This window comes from Mesorhizobium sp. Root102, from assembly GCF_001425625.1.
Taxonomy (GTDB): Bacteria; Pseudomonadota; Alphaproteobacteria; order Rhizobiales; family Rhizobiaceae; genus Mesorhizobium.
Genome location: NZ_LMCP01000023.1, coordinates 128,435 through 145,087, shown reverse-complemented (window position 1 = coordinate 145,087; position 16,653 = coordinate 128,435). Strand labels below are relative to the sequence as shown.

Below are 16,653 nucleotides of genomic sequence, written 5' to 3'. Positions count from 1 at the left end.
ATCGAGTTTTAATCCCTACGCAGGTGCGCCGGCCACCGATCCCCTGACCACCAGGTCGACCGGCCAGACCTCGCCTCGCGCCCCCTCTTCCAGCCCCGAAATCCGTGCCGCCAGCCGCTCGGCGACGCGGGCGCCGGCGAGACGGATGGATGAACGCGTCGTCGACAGCGGCACCGAGAAATTCTCCGGCCTTAGCCAGGGGAAGACATCGTCATGGGCGATCAGCGACACGTCAGCCGGAATGCTCAGGCCGAGGTCGCGCACAGCACGAACGACGCCCAGCGCCATGATCAGGCTGGAGCAGGCGATCGCTGTCGGCGCGTCGCCCTCTTCCAGCAAACGCCTGGTGGCGCGATAGCCGTTCTCCTCGGTCATCGCCACCGAGCAGACATGGCGCTCGCCCAATGTCAGCCCGCTCGCGGCAAGCGCCCGGCGCACGCCGCGTTCGCGATGGATGGCGAAGGTCTCGCGATCGTCGCCGTTGATCAGCGCCAGCCGCCGGTGGCCGAGCTGGATCAGCAGCCTGGCCGCCTCGTGGAAGGCGCCCTCGTTGTCGATGTCGGTGAAGGCATAGTCGAAGTCGAAACCTTCGCTGCGGCCATGGACGATGAAGGGAATGCCGAGCGTGTTGACCAGCGCCACGCGCCGGTCGGCGGGCCTTGGCGACGAGATATAGACGGCGTCGACCTGCCGGTTGGCGACGATGCGCCGGTAGGTGGTCTCCTGGTCGTCGGCGTCGGCCGGCGACAGCACCAGGTCGAGTTCATGCGAGCGGGCGTAGTCGCCGAGACCGGACAGGAACTCGACGAAATGCGGATCGATGTCGACGGCGGCACCGGTCGGCAGGACATAGCCGATCATGCCGGTCTTGCCGGTCGCCAGCCGGCGCGCGCTCGGATTGGGGCGGTAGCCATGGCGCTTGGCGGCATCCATCACCCGCCGGCGCGTTTCCTCGTTGACCTCGGGATAGCCGTTCAGGGCGCGGCTTACCGTGGTCTGCGAAAGTGCCAGCATATGGGCGAGCTGCTTGAGGTTCACGAAAGGTCTCCATTTCCCTCAAAGCGCTTTCAGATTGAATCGACCCAAGTGCCGTAGGGGCCAGTCCATAGGAGGATGAACCATAGACGCGGTTTAGGCCGGTTTGAAACAAAAATTGCTGCTGCACTGCCATAAAAGCATGTTGCAGCGCACTTTTTCTATCGCAAACGCGCGAAATTAAATCGATTAGTTCGCCAGCCTCTTGACTTCCAGGCGATTCAATGGCGAGATCAAAAAAGCCAAAGCGCTTTGGAAGACTCTTCGAAAGGTTGCGGTTCCTTTCTGACTGAGTCACAGTCCTGCGGCGTCGGCGGGCGGAATGGAGGTTCCGTCCGGTGTGTGTGACCCACTGGGAGGAATACCGATGAAGAAAATGCTTTTGCTGGGTGCTGCGTTTGCCACGCTCGCCCTGAACGCGCCCGCGCATGCCGAGCTGAAGTTCAAGCCAGGCGAAGACAAGCGCTTCAACTGGGCGAACTACGAAGAGCTCAAGAAAGTCGACCTCAAGGGTGAGACGCTGTCGATCTTCGGACCGTGGCGCGGTGAGGACGAAGGCCTGGTGCGCGGCGTTCTCGACTATTTCTCGGAAGCCACCGGCGTCGAGATCAAATACTCCTCCTCGGAGAATTACGAACAGCAGATCGTCATCGACACACAGGCCGGTAGCCCGCCCAACATCGCCGTGCTGCCGCAGCCGGGCCTGATCCAGGACCTTGCATCGAAAGGCCTTTTGACGCCCCTCGGTGACGACACCGCCAAATGGGTCAAGGACAATTACGGCGCCGGACAGTCATGGGTCGATCTCGGCACCTTCAAGGACAAGGACGGCAAGCCGGGCTTCTTCGCCTTCCCCTACAAGGCCGACGTGAAGTCGCTGGTCTGGTACTCGCCGGATAATTTCGAGGAAGCCGGCTACAAGGTGCCGAAGACGCAGGAAGAACTCGCCGATCTCGAAAAGAAGATCATCGCCGATGGCGGCAAGCCATGGTGCATCGGCCTCGGCTCGGGCGGCGCCACCGGCTGGCCGGCAACCGACTGGGTCGAAGACCTGATGCTGCGCACCCAGGCTCCGGAAGTCTACGACAAATGGGTGAAGAACGAGATCCCGTTCAACGATCCGGCGGTGGTCAACGCCATCGACATCTTCGGCAAGATCGCCACCGACGACAAGATGGTCGATGGCGGCGCCAAGGCGGTTGCGGCGACTGATTTCCGCGACAGCCCGAAGGGCCTCTTCGCGGTGCCGCCGAAATGCTACCTGCACCATCAGGCATCGTTCATCCCGACCTTCTTCCCGGAAGGCACCAAGGTCGGCCAGGACGCGGACTTCTTCTACTTTCCGCCCTATGCCTCCAAGCCTGAACTGGGCACGCCCGTGCTCGGCGCCGGTACGCTGGCGATGATCACCAAGGACTCCAAGGCAGCGCGCGCGTTCATCGAATTCCTGAAGATGCCGCTCGCCCATGAGATCTGGATGGCCGAGGGCGGTTTCGTGACACCGCTCAAGTCGGTCAACAAGGATGCCTACGCCAGCGACGCGCTGAAGAAGCAGGGCGAAATCCTCGCCAACGCCTCGACCTTCCGCTTCGACGGTTCCGACCTGATGCCGGGCAAGATCGGCGCCGGCGCCTTCTGGACCGGCATGATCGACCTGGTCGGCGGCAAGCCGGCGCAGGATGTCGCCACCGATATCCAGAAGAGCTGGGACGCCATCAAGTAGGTGGCCGACAGAGGTAAGCAGCCCATCGTTCGGACTGGACGTTTGGACTATCCGATCCTGACTGGATCCGGGCCCTGGAGGCCCGAATCCGACCGGCGGCCCGTGCCGCGGCGACTATCATGAGCACACAGACATCCGGCATGAAGCGCGATCGGCAAAGGGAAAACCCGTCTTGCCTGGCGATCGCGCTCTGAACAACTGAATCGGCGCATCTCACCGACCGGACCGTTCGGCTTTGGCTGATGATGCGCAGGGGGAGGGACCCATGGCGGCTCAGATTTTCTCGGCCATTTTCGTCATCATCGTCGGCGTCGGCGGTTGCGTCGCCTATTTCTGGGGCGCCAACAAGCTGGTCGACCTGATATTCCCGTCGCGCGGCGTCGCCGGTGCCGCGGCCATCGACAATCTGCGCCGGCAGGGGCTGGTCCGTCCCTGGCTGTTTGTCGGCCCAGCGATGATCATCCTGACCATCTACCTGATCTATCCCGTGGTCGAGACGCTGCGACTATCCTTCCTCGATCGCGGCGGCATCAATTTCGTCGGCTTCGCCAATTACGAATGGGCCTTCGGCGACCGCGAGTTCCGCAACTCGATCCTCAACAACATCATCTGGCTGGCGGTCGTGCCCGCCGCCTGCACCTTCCTTGGACTGATCATCGCCGTGCTCACCGACAAAATCTGGTGGGGCACGATCGCCAAGAGCCTGATCTTCCTGCCGCTGGCGATCTCCTTCGTCGGCGCCAGCGTCATCTGGAAATTCATCTACGAGTATCGTGGCGAGGGGCAGACGCAGATCGGCATCCTCAACGCCATCATCCAGCATTTCGGCGGCCAGCCGCAGGTCTGGATATCGCTGCCGTTCTGGAACAATTTCTTCCTGATGGTGATCCTGATCTGGATCCAGACCGGCTTTGCCATGGTCATCCTATCCTCCGCCCTGCGCGGCATTCCCGAAGAGACACTGGAAGCCGCCGTCATCGACGGTGCCAATCCGTTCCAGATCTTCTGGAAGATCATGGTGCCGCAGATATGGGGCACCATCGCCGTCGTCTGGACCACGATCACCATTCTGGTGCTCAAGGTGTTCGACATCGTGCTGACCATGACCAACGGCCAGTGGAACAGCCAGGTGTTGGCCAATCTGATGTTCGACTGGATGTTCCGCGGCGGCGGCGATTTCGGCCGTGGCGCCACCATCGCCATCATCATCATGATCGCGGTCATTCCGATCATGGTCTGGAACATCCGCCAGGCGAACAAAGAGACGGGAGGACATTGAGATGGCCGTCGCGACCGGAAATTCCTTCGCCAGCCGCTTTGGCGTCCACATTGCCGTGCTTGTCTTTGTCGCGATTTGGACGATCCCGACGCTAGGTATCCTGGTCTCGTCGCTGCGCGACAAGAACCAGATCATCGCCTCGGGCTGGTGGAATTCCTTCTCCAGTTCCACCCAGACGGAAGCCGGCCGCCTGCCGGCCGCCTCGACGCAAGTCGAAAAGGACGGCAAGTTCGTCCTTGAGGGCAACATCTTCGGCGACGGCGCCAAGCGCAACATCAGCGCCTTCGGCGTCAAATCGGCGGCACCGACGCAATATCCCGCCAGCACGACAGCCGATCTCGGAGACGGCGTGACATTGCTGCTCAACGCCGATGGCAGCTTCGTCATGGCCTCGCCCAAGGCGTTCGAAGGCGATCGCGGCCAACGCGTCTACTATGCCTCGTCGGCGCCACCGAAATTCACCACCGACAACTACAAGACGGTGCTGTTTTCGGAAGGCATCGGGCGGTCATTCATGAACTCGCTGACCGTCACCATCCCGGCGACCGTCATCCCGATCCTGATCGCCGCCTTTGCCGCCTATGCACTGGCCTGGATGCGGTTTCCCGGCCGGGCACTGCTGATCGCGGTCATCATCGGCCTGCTGGTGGTGCCGCTGCAGATGTCGCTGATCCCGCTTTTGAAACTCTACAACGGCGTCGGCTCTTTCTTCGGCATGCCGTCGAAGACCTATCTCGGCATCTGGCTGGCGCATACCGGCTTCGGCCTGCCCTTCGCCATCTACCTGCTGCGCAGCTACATTGCCGGCCTGCCGCGCGAGATCATGGAATCGGCGCGCATCGACGGCGCCAGCGATTTCGAGATCTTCGTAAAGATCGTCTTGCCGCTGTCGTTCCCGGTGCTGGCCTCGTTTGCCATCTTCCAATTCCTGTGGGTATGGAACGATCTGCTGGTGGCGATGGTTTTCCTGGGTACAGAGGCAGACCAGATCGTGCTGACCGCCAAGCTCAACGCCCTGTTGGGCTCACGCGGCGGCGACTGGGAGATCCTGACGACATCGGCTTTCGTGACCATCATCGTGCCGCTGATCGTCTTCTTCTCGCTGCAGCGCTATTTTGTCCGCGGGCTGCTTGCCGGCTCGGTGAAAGGAGGCTGAGACGATGCAATCCGCTTTGAAGGCCAGTTCGAAGCCCGATCTCGCCATCGATAGCGACTGGTGGCGAGGCGCGGTGATCTACCAGATCTATCCGCGCAGCTACCAGGACTCGAACGGCGACGGCATTGGTGACCTCAAGGGCATCATCGGGCGGCTGCCCTACATCGCGGCACTCGGCGCGGACGCCATCTGGATTTCGCCGTTCTTCAAGTCGCCGATGAAGGATTTCGGCTATGACGTGTCCGATTACTGCGACGTCGATCCGATGTTCGGCTCGCTGGCCGATTTCGATGCGCTGACCGCCGAGGCACACAGGCTGGGCTTGAAGGTGATGATCGACGAAGTGCTGTCGCACACCGCCGACAACCATCCATGGTTCAAGGAAAGCCGGTCGAGCCGCACCAACCCGAAGGCCGACTGGTACGTCTGGGCAGACGCCAAGCCGGACGGCACGCCGCCCAACAACTGGCTGTCGATCTTCGGCGGCTCGGCTTGGCAATGGGACACCAGCCGCCAGCAATATTACCTGCATAATTTCCTGGCCGAGCAGCCCGACCTCAACTTCCACAACCGCCAAGTCCAGGACGCGTTGCTCGACGTCACCCGTTTCTGGCTGGAGCGCGGCGTCGACGGCTTCCGGCTCGACACCATCAATTTCTACTTCCACAGCCAGGGCCTGGAAAACAACCCGCCGCTGCCGCCGGAGGAGCGCAACGACCAGACCGCACCCGCGGTCAATCCCTACAATTACCAGGACCATCTCTACGACAAGAGCCGTCCGGAGAACCTCGGCTTCCTCGAACGCTTCCGCGCCCTGCTCGATGAATATCCGGCAACCGCCGCGGTCGGCGAGGTCGGCGATTCGCAGCGCGGGCTGGAAGTGGTGGCGGCCTACACCGCCGGCGGCAAGCGCGTGCACATGTGCTATTCCTTCGATTTTCTGGCGCCGGAAAAGATCAGTGCGGCCAAGGTCCGCTCGGTGCTGGAATCTTTCGGCAAGGTCGCCAGCGACGGCTGGTCGTGCTGGGCCTTTTCCAATCATGACGTGATGCGCCCGGCCTCGCGTTGGGCAGCCAATGAGGCCGACCCGATCGCCTACCTCAAGGTCATCTCGGCGCTGCTGATGTCCTTGCGCGGTTCGGTCTGCATCTATCAGGGCGAAGAGCTTGGGCTTGGCGAGGCCGACCTGCGGTTCGAGGATCTGCAGGACCCCTACGGCATCCGCTTCTGGCCTGAATTCAAAGGCCGCGACGGCTGCCGCACGCCGATGGTGTGGGACGGCAGCGCCAGCAATGGCGGCTTCTCGTCGGCAAAACCCTGGCTGCCGGTGCCGGCCAAGCATCTGGCGCAAGCGGTCAATGTCCAGCAGGGCGACGAGAGTTCGCTGCTCGAGCACTACCGGCGCTTTCTCAGCTTCCGCCGCGCCCATCCGGCGCTGGCCAAGGGCGATATCACCTTCATCGAAAGTGAGGGCGACACGGTCGCCTTCACGCGCCGCGCCGGCAACGAGCAGGTGGTCTGCGTCTTCAATCTGGGCGCCAGGCCGACCGAGGTTGACCTTGGCAACCGATCGCTGCAACCTTTGCCCGGGCACGGATTTTCGGGGCAGGCGAGCAGCGGCTCCATACAGCTTGGCGGCTACGGCGCCTGGTTCGGGCGCATCGACTGAATTCAAATCACTGGGAGGAAACCAATGGCCGATGTCACGCTAAGACAAGTGAAGAAGTCCTACGGCACTCTGAACATTCTCCACGGCATCGACCTCGATATAAAGTCGGGCGAGTTCATCGTCTTTGTCGGCCCGTCTGGCTGCGGCAAGTCGACATTGCTGAGGTCGATCGCCGGGCTCGAGGAAATCACCTCCGGCGAGCTCAGAATAGCCGGCGAGGTGGTGAACGACGTGCCGCCATCGAAGCGGGGCATCGCCATGGTGTTCCAGTCCTACGCGCTCTACCCGCACATGACCGTCTACGACAACATGGCGTTCTCGATGAAGATCGGCAAGGAAAACAAGGCCGAGATCGATCGCCGCGTACGCCAGGCGGCGGAAATCCTGCAGCTGACCAAATATCTCGACCGCCTGCCCAAGGCGATGTCGGGCGGCCAGCGACAGCGCGTCGCCATCGGCCGTGCCATCGTGCGCAATCCGAAAGTGTTCCTGTTCGACGAGCCGCTTTCGAACCTTGACGCCGCACTTCGCGTCGCCACCCGCATCGAGATCGCCAAGCTCAAGGAATCGATGCCCAACACGACCATGATCTACGTCACCCATGACCAGGTCGAGGCGATGACGCTGGCCGATCGCATCGTGGTGCTCAAGGACGGCCATATCGAACAGGTCGGCACGCCAATGGACCTCTACAAGAAACCCGGCAACCTGTTCGTTGCCCAGTTCATCGGCTCGCCGGCCATGAACATCCTGCCGGCGACCATCGACAAGACCGGCAACCCGACCGTCGTCAGCCATGTCGGCGGCCGCAAGGCAACCGTGCCGATCACCACGCCGGCTTCGGCGAAGGGTACCGCGGTGAGTTTCGGCGTGCGGCCGGAGGATCTGATCATCTCCAGCGGCGCTGACTATCTGTTCGAGGGAACGGTCGATTATGTCGAGCAGCTCGGCGAGGTCCAGCTGGTCTATATCGACATCGGCCGCGCCGATCTGCCGCTGGTGACCAAGCTGCCCGGCAATGTCGAGGTCAAGCGCGGCTCGACATTGCGGCTGAGCGCCAATGGCGAGGACCTGCATATCTTCGATACGGATGGGCATTCCTTTGCGCTGCAAAAGCCGGAAGCAAAGGCGGCCTGAGGCAGGACCACGTCTCGGACGTACGGCGGGCTTGGCCCGCCGCTCTTCTTTTGAAGATCAGCTTCGGCTGTTAGCGGCCGAAGAGGTTCCGGTCGCTGCCCTGAGGGGCGGACTTCTGTACGTCGCCCGACGAATTGAGCAGCTTCTCGACGAGGCCACCGCTGTTGCGGATCGAGCTCGTGTGCGCGGTGTCAACCGAAGTGACGGCAGGCTGGTTGGCGCCGTTGGAGCCAAAGTTGTCGCTACCGGCGAAGGCACTGCCGGTGATGGCCAGAACGGCGGCGGCAGCAATAAGGATCTTGTTCATTTTAGTCTCCTGAATTTCTAGATTTCGCCAGGACGGCAGGCATACCCGCCGTCAACTGGGAAATTGGTCGTTAGCGACCGAAGAGGTTGCGATCGCTGCCCTGAGCGGGCGTCTGGGCAACCGGTTCGGATGTCTTGGTGGAAGCCGTGTACGACTGGTCGACCGCCGCGGCAGGCTGATTGGCGCCGTTCGAACCATAGTTGTCGCTAGCGGCGAAGGCGCTGCCGGAAATGGCCAGAACGGCTGCGGTAGCAAGAATGATCTTCTTCATTTCAAGTCTCCTGAATTTCTGGATTTCGCCAGGACGGCAGGCATACCCCCCGTCAACTGGTGATTCGGCTGTTAGTGGTTGCCGAAGAGGTTACGGTCGCTACCCTGGGCAGGCGTCTGAGCAGCCGGTTCCGACTTCTTGACCGAAGCGGTGTACGAGCTGTCGACAGCAGTGGCTGCCGGGGCGTTCGAACCATAGTGGTCGCTACCATTAGCGAAGGCGCTGCCGGAAATGGCCAGAAGGGCGGCGGCAGTGAGAATGATCTTTTTCATTTTATGTACTCCAGTATTTTTAGTATTTTTCCCGTCCGTATAGCGGCGTGTCTTGGGAGGAAATCGCGTCGTTCGGACAGCCCCGATGTGGTAGGACCGGTCTGCCTTTTCCAATCACGAAGTTGTTCCGTGTGGACCATGAATCCGCCACTTGAAATTGCGCCAAGGGCTTCTACACCATACTTTTTCTATATATTTATCAATATGTTAGCCAAAGACGCCAGTCATATCACCAACTGTTTCGTAGGCCCAGCGTTCACACCGTCCTGCACGCACCGTCAACAGAAACGAACCGTTCGGTTCGATTTTAGTGACCGCTAATAGTCACTTTTCGAAACTGTTAACCTTTTTTGACCTCGGTCAGGGGTCGGTTTCGAGGAGATTGCAGATAGGAAGGCCGCCGCGGAGATAGGATTTCAGCGCGGCAATCGCCAACCGGGACGTTTCGCGTGCGTGTCGCGCCGCATGGATACGATGTCGTTTTCATGCCGATGACGCGTCCGCGATCGTGGTTAGATCATACCATCTCAGGTGCCACTTCGTGACGACGGGGCGGAGAATTGGGAAGCCGGTCAGAATCCGGCGCTGCCCCCGCAACGGTGGTGGAGTTCAAGTCGCAACGGGAGACCACTGGGCAACTGCCTGGGAAGGTGTCGCGATGGTCCGCAAGGACAACTCCAGAGCCCGGAAACCAGCCCAAGATTTCTAGACTCGACTGATCGCGGTGGGCGGTCAAGAGGTGGATCGTGCATGTCCGACGCATCGCCGGCCTGCGTCCAATCCTTCCTCCGTCACCACCAGTTCAGTCCTTAAAGCGAGGACAGGACATGGATATTCGCAACGACATGCTGAGGCTCTTAAACAGCCGCAGGCGAGGCTTTTCGCTAGAGCAGCCGTTCTACACCGATCCAGACTACTTCAAGCTCGACATGGAGCTGATCTGGTATCGCGACTGGCTGTTCATCGGCCACGATTGCGAGCTTCCGAAGCCGGGCAGCTACATCACAGTGCAGATCGGCGACTATCCGGTCGTTCTTGTCCGCGACCAGCAAGGCAAGATCAACGCCTTCCACAATTCCTGCCGGCATCGCGGCAGCCGCGTCTGCAACACCGAGAAGGGTACGGCGGCAAAGCTCGTCTGCCCCTATCACCAATGGACCTATGAGCTCGACGGCCGCCTGCTGTTTGCCCGCCAGATGGCCGACGGTTTCGACAAGAGCCAGTTCGGCCTGAAGCCGGTCGCCTGCGAAAACGTCGGCGGCTACATCTTCATCTGCCTAGCCAAGGAGCCGGCGGATTTCGCGCCGATGCGGGCGATGATCGAACCTTATCTTTTGCCGCACCGGTTGCGCGAAGCAAAGATCGCCTTCGAGAGCACGATCATCGAGAAAGGCAACTGGAAGCTGGTCTGGGAAAACAACCGCGAGTGCTACCACTGCGCCGCCAATCATCCCGAACTGTGCAAGACCTTCCCCGAGGCGCCGACCGTGACCGGCGTCAACGGCGCCGATAGCGACCCCGAGATGGTCGCGCATTGGGCCAAATGCGAGGCCGCCGGCCTGCCGAGCAAATTCCGCATCGATCCGGCCGGACAGTATCGCGCCACCCGCGCGCCACTGCTGCGCGATGCCGTCAGCTACACCATGACCGGCAAGCTGGCGGTCAAGAAGAACCTTTCCGACACCGTCTCCGCCGACCGGATCGGCACCTTGATGCACTATCACTATCCGACGACCTGGAACCACATCCTCATCGACCACGCGGTGACGTTCCGGGTGCTGCCGATCAGCGCCACGGAAACGGCGGTGACGACCAAATGGCTGGTGCACAAGGATGCGGTCGAGGGCATCGATTACACCATCGAAGACCTCACCCATGTCTGGACCGAGACCAACGACCAGGACCGCCGCATCGTCGAGGAAAACGCCTTCGGCATCCTGTCGCCCGCCTATGAGCCCGGCCCCTATTCGGAGCTGCATGAGGGTGGCGTGATCCAGTTCGTCGAATGGTACGCGTCGTTCATCGGTCCGCGCCTTGCCGAAGGCGAGCGGCCGACCCTGCGCAGCGTCGCCTAGCGCATGTCGCCCAAAAGTGCGCAGCGGTTTTGGGACATGCACAAAACAAAAGGGACAAGAGGATGAATGCGATGACGGATCTTGGCCTCTATCGCCATCTCGACCAGATGACGCCGTGGAACGACAGGCTGCAGGTGCTGGAAGTGATCGGCGTCAGCGACGAAGCGCCTGACGTTAAGACCTTCACCTTCCGCTCCGACAACCAGACCTGGTTCCGCTACAAGCCCGGCCAGTTCGTGACGCTGGAACTGCCGACCGCCGACGGGCCGCTGATGCGCACCTACACGCTGTCGTCCTCGCCATCGCGGCCGTTCTCGATCGCGGTGACAGTGAAGGCGCAGGCCGGCAGCATCGGCACGCGCTGGATGTTCGATCATCTGACGCCCGGGTCGCACGTCAAGGCCTATGGGCCGACCGGTGATTTTTCGCTGCACAGCCACCCGGCGGCCAAGTATCTGTTCATTTCGGCAGGCTCCGGCGTGACACCGATGATGTCGATGCTGCGCTGGCTGAATGACTGCGCGCCATGGACCGATGTCGGCTTCGTCAACTGCGCACGCCGCCCGGAAGAGATCATTTTCCGCAAGGAACTCGAACTGCTCGGCAGCCGTATGCCCGGCCTGTCGCTCGGCTTCATGATCGAGGAGCGGTCGAGCCGCGAGGGCTGGTTCGGCCATATGGGCCGCATCGACGCGATCCGGCTGCCACTGCTGGCGCCCGATTTCCGCGAGCGCGAAATCTTCTGCTGCGGCCCCGATCCCTTCATGCGCGCCGTGCGCGGCATGCTGGACTCAGCCGGCTTCGACATGACGAAATATCATCAGGAGAGCTTTGCGGCGCCTGTCGTGGAAGAAATCCCGGCGCCATTCGCGTCGCCGGCTGAAAACGGTGCCGCCATTGTCGCCGAAGCCGCGACGCCGATCCGTTTCGCGCTTTCGGATGTCGACGCCGAATGCGTCGCCGGCCAGACGGTGCTGCAGACAGCACGGGCCTCGGGCGTGCGGATTCCCGCCGCATGCGAGTTCGGCCTGTGCGGCACCTGCAAGGTGAGGAAGGTCGCGGGCAACGTCGAGATGAGCCACAATGGTGGTATCCTCGATCACGAAATCGACGACGGTTTTATCCTCGCCTGTTGCTCAAAACCGCTTTCGGCGCTCGAAATCGAGGCGTGATCCGCTTGGAGCCGCCGCGCGCGTTGGCTTGCCAAGAAAGAATCGAGTGTTTACAGGCCTTATGAGCTGAGCGACCGCGCCGACCGACGATTGCTCGCGCAGCTATGGGGGTCAAGAGCAATGCGTCATACCGATGTATACGCGATTTCGAGCAAGGACATTGTCTTTGAATCCTTCGACGGCGAAGCCGTCGTGCTCGATCTTTCGAGCGGGAAGTACTTCGGATTTTCCGATTCGGGCAGCAGGATCTGGCAGGCGCTATCGTCCGGCGTCGATGCCCAGGCTCTGATCGGGCTGACCGCTGGCGCCTCGACGATTGGCCCGGCTGAACTCGAAGGCTTCGTATCGCAATTGCTCGAGCTGGGGCTGCTGGTTGGCCTGGATGCGCCGCCGCAGCCGCTGCCTGACGAATTGCTTGCCGAGCTTGCCGCCACGAGCGAGCCGCTCACCGTGAATGTCCACGACGACCTCGCCGACCTGATCGTCGTGGATCCTATCCATGAAGTCGAGGAGCCGGTTGGCTGGCCGGCGGTCAAACAGGCATCCTGACGAGCCGCCGGTTGCACCGCGATAGAAGGGCGCTGGACTTGGCCATGTCGCGCGTCACTCTCGAAACCTTGCCGGATTACGCCCGGCATCTCATCGCCGCCGCTGAACGCGCGGCCGCGTACAATCCAGTCGTGCGCAAGATCCGCCTGCCCCGGCTGGAGCTTACCGCGCATCTCGGCCCTGGCGTGCTGGCGGATGCGCTCGGCCATGCTTTGGTCGAGACCAGGGACGATCAACCTGAAACGTCCAGTTGCCGCATTTTCATTGTTCATCCAGGCATCCCCGGCATCCCCGAGCCGGCCAAGTGGGGCGACGCGCATTTCACCGAGCACGGCTTTGCCAAGCGGCTCGCCGAGATCGGGTTGCGTGGCCACCATTTTCACGATCTCGACTTCTGGCAGTTCTACGATCCGCAACGTCGCGTTGGCGTGCAATTGATGGCCTCGACTGACGCCTTTCCACCGTGGGAGCCGGGAGCGCCGCTACGGGCCTTCCTGCACTGGGAGTATGCGGCGCGCGGCATGCGCCTTGCCCATGCCGGCACGCTCGGCGCCAATGGCAAGGGCGTTCTGCTGGCCGGCGCGGGCGGCGCTGGGAAATCCGGGACCGTCGCTGCCGGCCTCCTCAATGGGCTGGACAGCGTCGGCGACGATTATGTGCTGATCGATCTCGCCAACGGCGTGAGTGCCAGCCCGCTGTTTTCGACGCTCAAGCAGGATCCCCAAGGGTTTTCTCGGCTTGGACTCACGCACCGGCTGCCGGCCCATGGTCCGCTCAACTGGCAAGGCAAACATACTTTTCACATTGCCGATATTGCGCCTCAGCCGGTGCCTGCAACTCTGGACATCGTTGCGCTGGTGGTGCCACATATCGGCGGGGGCGGGGCAAGTTCGATCATGCCGGTATCGCGCAGGGATGCCATGATTGCCTTGGCGCCGTCCGGGATAGCGCAGATGCCGGGCGAGCGGGAAAGCGGCTTTCGCTTCTTCAGCGACCTGACCCGCCTGCTGCCATGCTACCGTCTGTCGCTGGGAACGCAGCCACAGGAGATAGCCGGCACGATTGCGGACTTTCTCGCGCGGGGCGCTTCGTGAAACTGAGCGTGATAATGCCTGTCTACAATCGCGAGCGCTATGTGGTTTCTGCATTGCGCTCGCTCGTGCGGCAGCGTGATGCCGCCGATCTCGACATTATCGTCATCGATGACGGCTCGACCGACGGCTCAGTGGAGGCCGTGCGCTCGATGATGCGCGAGACCCCCTGCATCCGCCTGTTCCGGCAATCCAACATGGGCGTCACCAAGGCGCGCAATGCCGGGCTGAAACAGTTGCTGCCGCAGACGCGCCTGGTGTCGTTTCTCGATTCGGACGACATCTCCCCGATGGGGCGCTTCACGGCGGATCTCGCCTGCTTCGAAGAGGATCCCGGCCTCGACCTGACCTATTCGCGCATGACGCTGGTGGACAAGATAGATGGCGAGACGCTGGAACCAGCCGCCGACAGCCACTCCATCACCGTCCGAGGGATCCACCTGTCAGCCGGAATCTTTGCGCGAGACCTCATCGAGCGCACCGGTGGCTTCGACGAGGATTTCAAACAGGCCGAGGACACCGACTATCTGTTGCGTATCTTTGAGAGCCAAGCAAAATACGTTATGCCCGATACGGTGGCTCTCTATTACCGGCGTCATCCCGGCAACATGACCAAGGAAGCCGATGTGCCCTTTCGCGAGTTCATGCGCGCCATTCACAAATCGATGAAGCGTCGCAGGGCCGACCCCAGCTTGCGCCCAGTGGAGGGAATCTTCGACGTCAAGGATCTCGCGCAGTGGCGATTCCCGTAATGGCAGGCTACGGCGTCGTCATTCCGGCTTTGAACGCGGCCGCCACCATAGGCGCGGCCCTGAACTCCGTTCTGGCCCAGACGGTAAAGGCGGAGGCTATCGTCGTGGTCGATGACGGTTCGACCGACGATACGGCTGCCGTGATCGACGCGATGAACCTGCCGGTAACGGTGCTGCGGCAAGAGAATGCGGGGCCCGGAAGCGCCACAACCAAGGGTTTTGCCGCACTCTCGACTCCGTTCGTCGCGACGCTCGATGCCGACGACCTGTGGCTGGCGGACAAGATCGAAAAGCAGCTGGGCTATCTCAACCGTCATCCCGCAACAGCGGGCGTTTTTACGCACTGGCGGACGTTTCGCGGTGACAGGCCCGATTTGCCCGAGGCGGCCAGTGTGGCGGGCTGGTCGCGCACGACGATGATGATCCGCCAGGAGGTGGTGCTGACCGTCGGTCCCATCATCGACCCACCCGGCGGCCGCGGCGAGATGATCGACTGGATCGCCCGGGTTCGTGAGGCAGGCTTTGTCCTTGCCATGCTCGACGACATGCTTGCATTGCGCCGCATCAGGCCGGGCAGCCTTTCCTATGGCCGCGACCCGGAGCGCGACCGCGGCTACCTCCAGGTGGCAAGGCTCGCCATGCAGCGGCGAGCTCAAAACAAGGCGGGCTCCAGTTGAAAGCCAGGCCCGTTCGCCGTATCGGGCGTCGCTTCCCGGATTATGGTTGGTCCTGGCCGACCGGCCAGCTCGACCAGTTGCTCAAGGCGGCGCTGCTCTCCGATGAAGACGCAGCCGCTGGCTGCGCCGCGCGCTGGCTGGACGAGAACGACATCGACCTTGTCTCGTTTAGGGAACACCGGTTGCTCGCTGCCATCTCCGACAGGTTCGGCAGAAAGCTTGCCGGCCATTCCGCCTATCCGCGCCTTGTCGGCCTGCAGAAGATGCTGTGGACCAAGTCGCGCATGGCGATGCGCGAGGGCGAGCCGGCGCTGAAGGCAATGGCCGACGGTGGCGCCGACATCATGCTGATAAAGGGCGCCAGCCGCGTTGCCTTGAATGCGTCGGCGCAGCGTGGCCGGGTGGCGCACGACATCGACATACTGGTGCGCCCGCGCGACATGGCTGCCGCCTTCGACATCCTGTGTGATCGCGACTGGCAGATCGCCTCGGGCGTCAGCGCGCAATATCTGCGAACCCGGTTGGCGTCGCTGCGGTCGATGAATTTCTTCAAGGGCCGTTTCGGCGACATCGACCTGCACCAGCTCGGCTATGACGGGTCGCAGGCAAGCGCGGAAGACGATCTGGCGATCTGGCAACGGGCGATCCCGGCCGAATTCAGCGGCGTCGCGGTCTTCGTGCCGTCGCCGGCCGATCGCATGGCCCTGGCCATCGCCCATGGCGGCCTCGATGCCCACACCCATAGCGACTGGCTTGTCGATTGCGCGGTCGCCATCCATGGCGGAGACGTCGACTGGGACGTGTTCCTAGACATCGTCGGCAGACGCGGCCTGGCCGTTCCGGCGGCGGTGGCATTGTCCTATCTGGCGTTTGAGATCGGCGTTGCTGTGCCCGAGTCGACATTGGCCAGGATCTTCGAGATGGCAGACCGGGCTGGCCTGTCGCGTTGGTCGTCGGTTCTGCAGGCCAAGCCGCGCACGGATTTCGGCGGCCTTGTCTGGCTGTCGCGCGGGCTTGCCAAGCAATTGCGCCTGAAGCGGAAGAAGGGCCGGTTGCAACAGGAGCCGCCCGCCAAGGCCTGGCGCGGCAGATCGGCCGCGCGCAAACCGCAAGCCGCACCGGCGCCATTGGCGTTTTCGCAGGCCATCGCCTGTCCGCAAACGACCGGCGACATGATGCTTGATATCACCGTCAGGATCAGTGTTCCGCCGGTCCGACGCCGTATCGAAATGGAAATCAATGCCGGTGACGACCATATCGCTCGGCTGCGCGCCATGGCCATCAGCCGATCCGGCAAGGAACGCGTGCTGCATTTTCGCGGCAAGGTGAAGCTCGACGGCGCGCGGAATGCCCTGACGCTCGAAGCGCGACCGTCGCGCCAGTTTCGTGAATGGAACGACGAGGCCACGGTGGCTGCCTATGGCGCCTTGCCTTTCCAGCTGTTGTCGGCGGATTTCTCGCCGATTGGCTGAAGAGCGAAAGGCGGCG

General features: G+C 62.1%; 16 protein-coding genes and 1 riboswitch. Of the genes, 12 read left to right on the top strand and 4 right to left on the bottom strand.

Going from position 1 to position 16,653, the window contains the following annotated elements:
• Positions 1-15 precede the first annotated feature (15 nt).
• Positions 16-1,038 (bottom strand): substrate-binding domain-containing protein, encoded by a 1,023-nt coding sequence (locus ASD12_RS19325; protein WP_056589503.1) that lies wholly within the window; start codon positions 1,036-1,038, stop codon positions 16-18.
• 364 nt (positions 1,039-1,402) lie between these two features.
• Here ASD12_RS19325 and ASD12_RS19320 point away from each other — a divergent pair, with 364 nt between their 5' ends.
• The 5 genes from ASD12_RS19320 (at position 1,403) to ugpC (ending at position 7,999) form a co-directional block, all read left to right on the top strand.
• On the top strand, positions 1,403-2,758 hold the full coding sequence (locus ASD12_RS19320) for an ABC transporter substrate-binding protein (RefSeq protein WP_056589499.1): 1,356 nt from the start codon (positions 1,403-1,405) through the stop codon (positions 2,756-2,758).
• Positions 2,759-3,023: 265 nt separating this feature from the next.
• Positions 3,024-4,037 carry a sugar ABC transporter permease gene (locus ASD12_RS19315; RefSeq protein ID WP_056589496.1) on the top strand — a complete coding sequence of 338 codons (1,014 nt, stop codon included), beginning with the start codon at positions 3,024-3,026 and terminating at the stop codon, positions 4,035-4,037.
• 1 nt (position 4,038) lies between these two features.
• Entirely contained in the window at positions 4,039-5,193 is a 1,155-nt protein-coding gene (locus ASD12_RS19310; RefSeq protein ID WP_056589490.1) for a carbohydrate ABC transporter permease, read from the top strand.
• 4 nt (positions 5,194-5,197) lie between these two features.
• Positions 5,198-6,862, top strand: coding sequence for an alpha-glucosidase family protein (locus ASD12_RS19305; RefSeq protein ID WP_056589487.1), 1,665 nt, complete (start codon positions 5,198-5,200; stop codon positions 6,860-6,862).
• A gap of 24 nt (positions 6,863-6,886) precedes the next feature.
• The gene (gene ugpC / locus ASD12_RS19300; RefSeq protein ID WP_056589484.1) at positions 6,887-7,999 is read left to right on the top strand and encodes a sn-glycerol-3-phosphate ABC transporter ATP-binding protein UgpC; all 1,113 of its coding nucleotides are present in this window, start codon (positions 6,887-6,889) and stop codon (positions 7,997-7,999) included.
• A 70-nt stretch (positions 8,000-8,069) separates the two neighbouring features.
• Here ugpC and ASD12_RS19295 read toward each other — a convergent pair whose 3' ends face one another.
• The 3 genes from ASD12_RS19295 to ASD12_RS19285 all read right to left on the bottom strand — a co-directional run bounded on the left by ASD12_RS19295 (position 8,070) and on the right by ASD12_RS19285 (position 8,849).
• A complete protein-coding gene (locus ASD12_RS19295; RefSeq protein ID WP_056589482.1) occupies positions 8,070-8,306 on the bottom strand; it encodes a DUF680 domain-containing protein in 237 nt (78 codons plus the stop codon).
• Positions 8,307-8,376: 70 nt separating this feature from the next.
• Positions 8,377-8,577: a DUF680 domain-containing protein gene (locus ASD12_RS19290; protein WP_056589479.1), complete on the bottom strand. Its 201-nt coding sequence runs from the start codon at positions 8,575-8,577 to the stop codon at positions 8,377-8,379.
• A 71-nt stretch (positions 8,578-8,648) separates the two neighbouring features.
• A complete protein-coding gene (locus tag ASD12_RS19285) occupies positions 8,649-8,849 on the bottom strand; it encodes a DUF680 domain-containing protein (protein ID WP_056589476.1) in 201 nt (66 codons plus the stop codon).
• Positions 8,850-9,361: 512 nt separating this feature from the next.
• A riboswitch (cobalamin riboswitch) is annotated at positions 9,362-9,564 on the top strand.
• Between the two features lie 112 nt (positions 9,565-9,676).
• Here ASD12_RS19285 and ASD12_RS19280 point away from each other — a divergent pair.
• The 7 genes from ASD12_RS19280 to ASD12_RS19250 all read left to right on the top strand — a co-directional run bounded on the left by ASD12_RS19280 (position 9,677) and on the right by ASD12_RS19250 (position 16,637).
• Complete coding sequence (locus tag ASD12_RS19280) at positions 9,677-10,924, top strand: aromatic ring-hydroxylating dioxygenase subunit alpha (RefSeq protein ID WP_056589472.1); 1,248 nt, start codon at positions 9,677-9,679, stop codon at positions 10,922-10,924.
• Between the two features lie 71 nt (positions 10,925-10,995).
• Positions 10,996-12,096 (top strand): hybrid-cluster NAD(P)-dependent oxidoreductase, encoded by a 1,101-nt coding sequence (locus ASD12_RS19275; protein ID WP_082525561.1) that lies wholly within the window; start codon positions 10,996-10,998, stop codon positions 12,094-12,096.
• Positions 12,097-12,216: 120 nt separating this feature from the next.
• Positions 12,217-12,645 (top strand): PqqD family peptide modification chaperone, encoded by a 429-nt coding sequence (locus ASD12_RS19270; protein ID WP_056589465.1) that lies wholly within the window; start codon positions 12,217-12,219, stop codon positions 12,643-12,645.
• A gap of 44 nt (positions 12,646-12,689) precedes the next feature.
• Positions 12,690-13,739, top strand: a complete 1,050-nt coding sequence (locus tag ASD12_RS19265) for a hypothetical protein (protein WP_056590113.1) — start codon at positions 12,690-12,692, stop codon at positions 13,737-13,739.
• On the top strand, positions 13,736-14,488 hold the full coding sequence (locus tag ASD12_RS19260) for a glycosyltransferase family A protein (RefSeq protein ID WP_056589461.1): 753 nt from the start codon (positions 13,736-13,738) through the stop codon (positions 14,486-14,488). The genes ASD12_RS19265 and ASD12_RS19260 overlap by 4 nt, the downstream gene beginning before the upstream one ends.
• Positions 14,473-15,165: a glycosyltransferase family A protein gene (locus ASD12_RS19255; RefSeq protein ID WP_244482899.1), complete on the top strand. Its 693-nt coding sequence runs from the start codon at positions 14,473-14,475 to the stop codon at positions 15,163-15,165. The genes ASD12_RS19260 and ASD12_RS19255 overlap by 16 nt, the downstream gene beginning before the upstream one ends.
• Positions 15,162-16,637, top strand: coding sequence for a nucleotidyltransferase family protein (locus ASD12_RS19250; RefSeq protein WP_056589455.1), 1,476 nt, complete (start codon positions 15,162-15,164; stop codon positions 16,635-16,637). Before ASD12_RS19255 ends, ASD12_RS19250 begins: the two co-directional genes overlap by 4 nt.
• Positions 16,638-16,653: the final 16 nt, after the last annotated feature.

What these genes read in the sequence shown, in the direction of transcription:
- ASD12_RS19320 (WP_056589499.1), top strand. Translation starts at nt 1,403, where the DNA reads ATGAAGAAAATGCTTTTGCTGGGTGCTGCGTTTGCCACGCTCGCCCTG.
- ASD12_RS19315 (WP_056589496.1), top strand. Translation starts at nt 3,024, where the DNA reads ATGGCGGCTCAGATTTTCTCGGCCATTTTCGTCATCATCGTCGGCGTC.
- ASD12_RS19310 (WP_056589490.1), top strand. Translation starts at nt 4,039, where the DNA reads ATGGCCGTCGCGACCGGAAATTCCTTCGCCAGCCGCTTTGGCGTCCAC.
- ASD12_RS19305 (WP_056589487.1), top strand. Translation starts at nt 5,198, where the DNA reads ATGCAATCCGCTTTGAAGGCCAGTTCGAAGCCCGATCTCGCCATCGAT.
- ugpC (WP_056589484.1), top strand. Translation starts at nt 6,887, where the DNA reads ATGGCCGATGTCACGCTAAGACAAGTGAAGAAGTCCTACGGCACTCTG.
- ASD12_RS19295 (WP_056589482.1), bottom strand. Translation starts at nt 8,306, where the DNA reads ATGAACAAGATCCTTATTGCTGCCGCCGCCGTTCTGGCCATCACCGGC.
- ASD12_RS19290 (WP_056589479.1), bottom strand. Translation starts at nt 8,577, where the DNA reads ATGAAGAAGATCATTCTTGCTACCGCAGCCGTTCTGGCCATTTCCGGC.
- ASD12_RS19285 (WP_056589476.1), bottom strand. Translation starts at nt 8,849, where the DNA reads ATGAAAAAGATCATTCTCACTGCCGCCGCCCTTCTGGCCATTTCCGGC.
- ASD12_RS19280 (WP_056589472.1), top strand. Translation starts at nt 9,677, where the DNA reads ATGGATATTCGCAACGACATGCTGAGGCTCTTAAACAGCCGCAGGCGA.
- ASD12_RS19275 (WP_082525561.1), top strand. Translation starts at nt 10,996, where the DNA reads ATGACGGATCTTGGCCTCTATCGCCATCTCGACCAGATGACGCCGTGG.
- ASD12_RS19270 (WP_056589465.1), top strand. Translation starts at nt 12,217, where the DNA reads ATGCGTCATACCGATGTATACGCGATTTCGAGCAAGGACATTGTCTTT.
- ASD12_RS19265 (WP_056590113.1), top strand. Translation starts at nt 12,690, where the DNA reads ATGTCGCGCGTCACTCTCGAAACCTTGCCGGATTACGCCCGGCATCTC.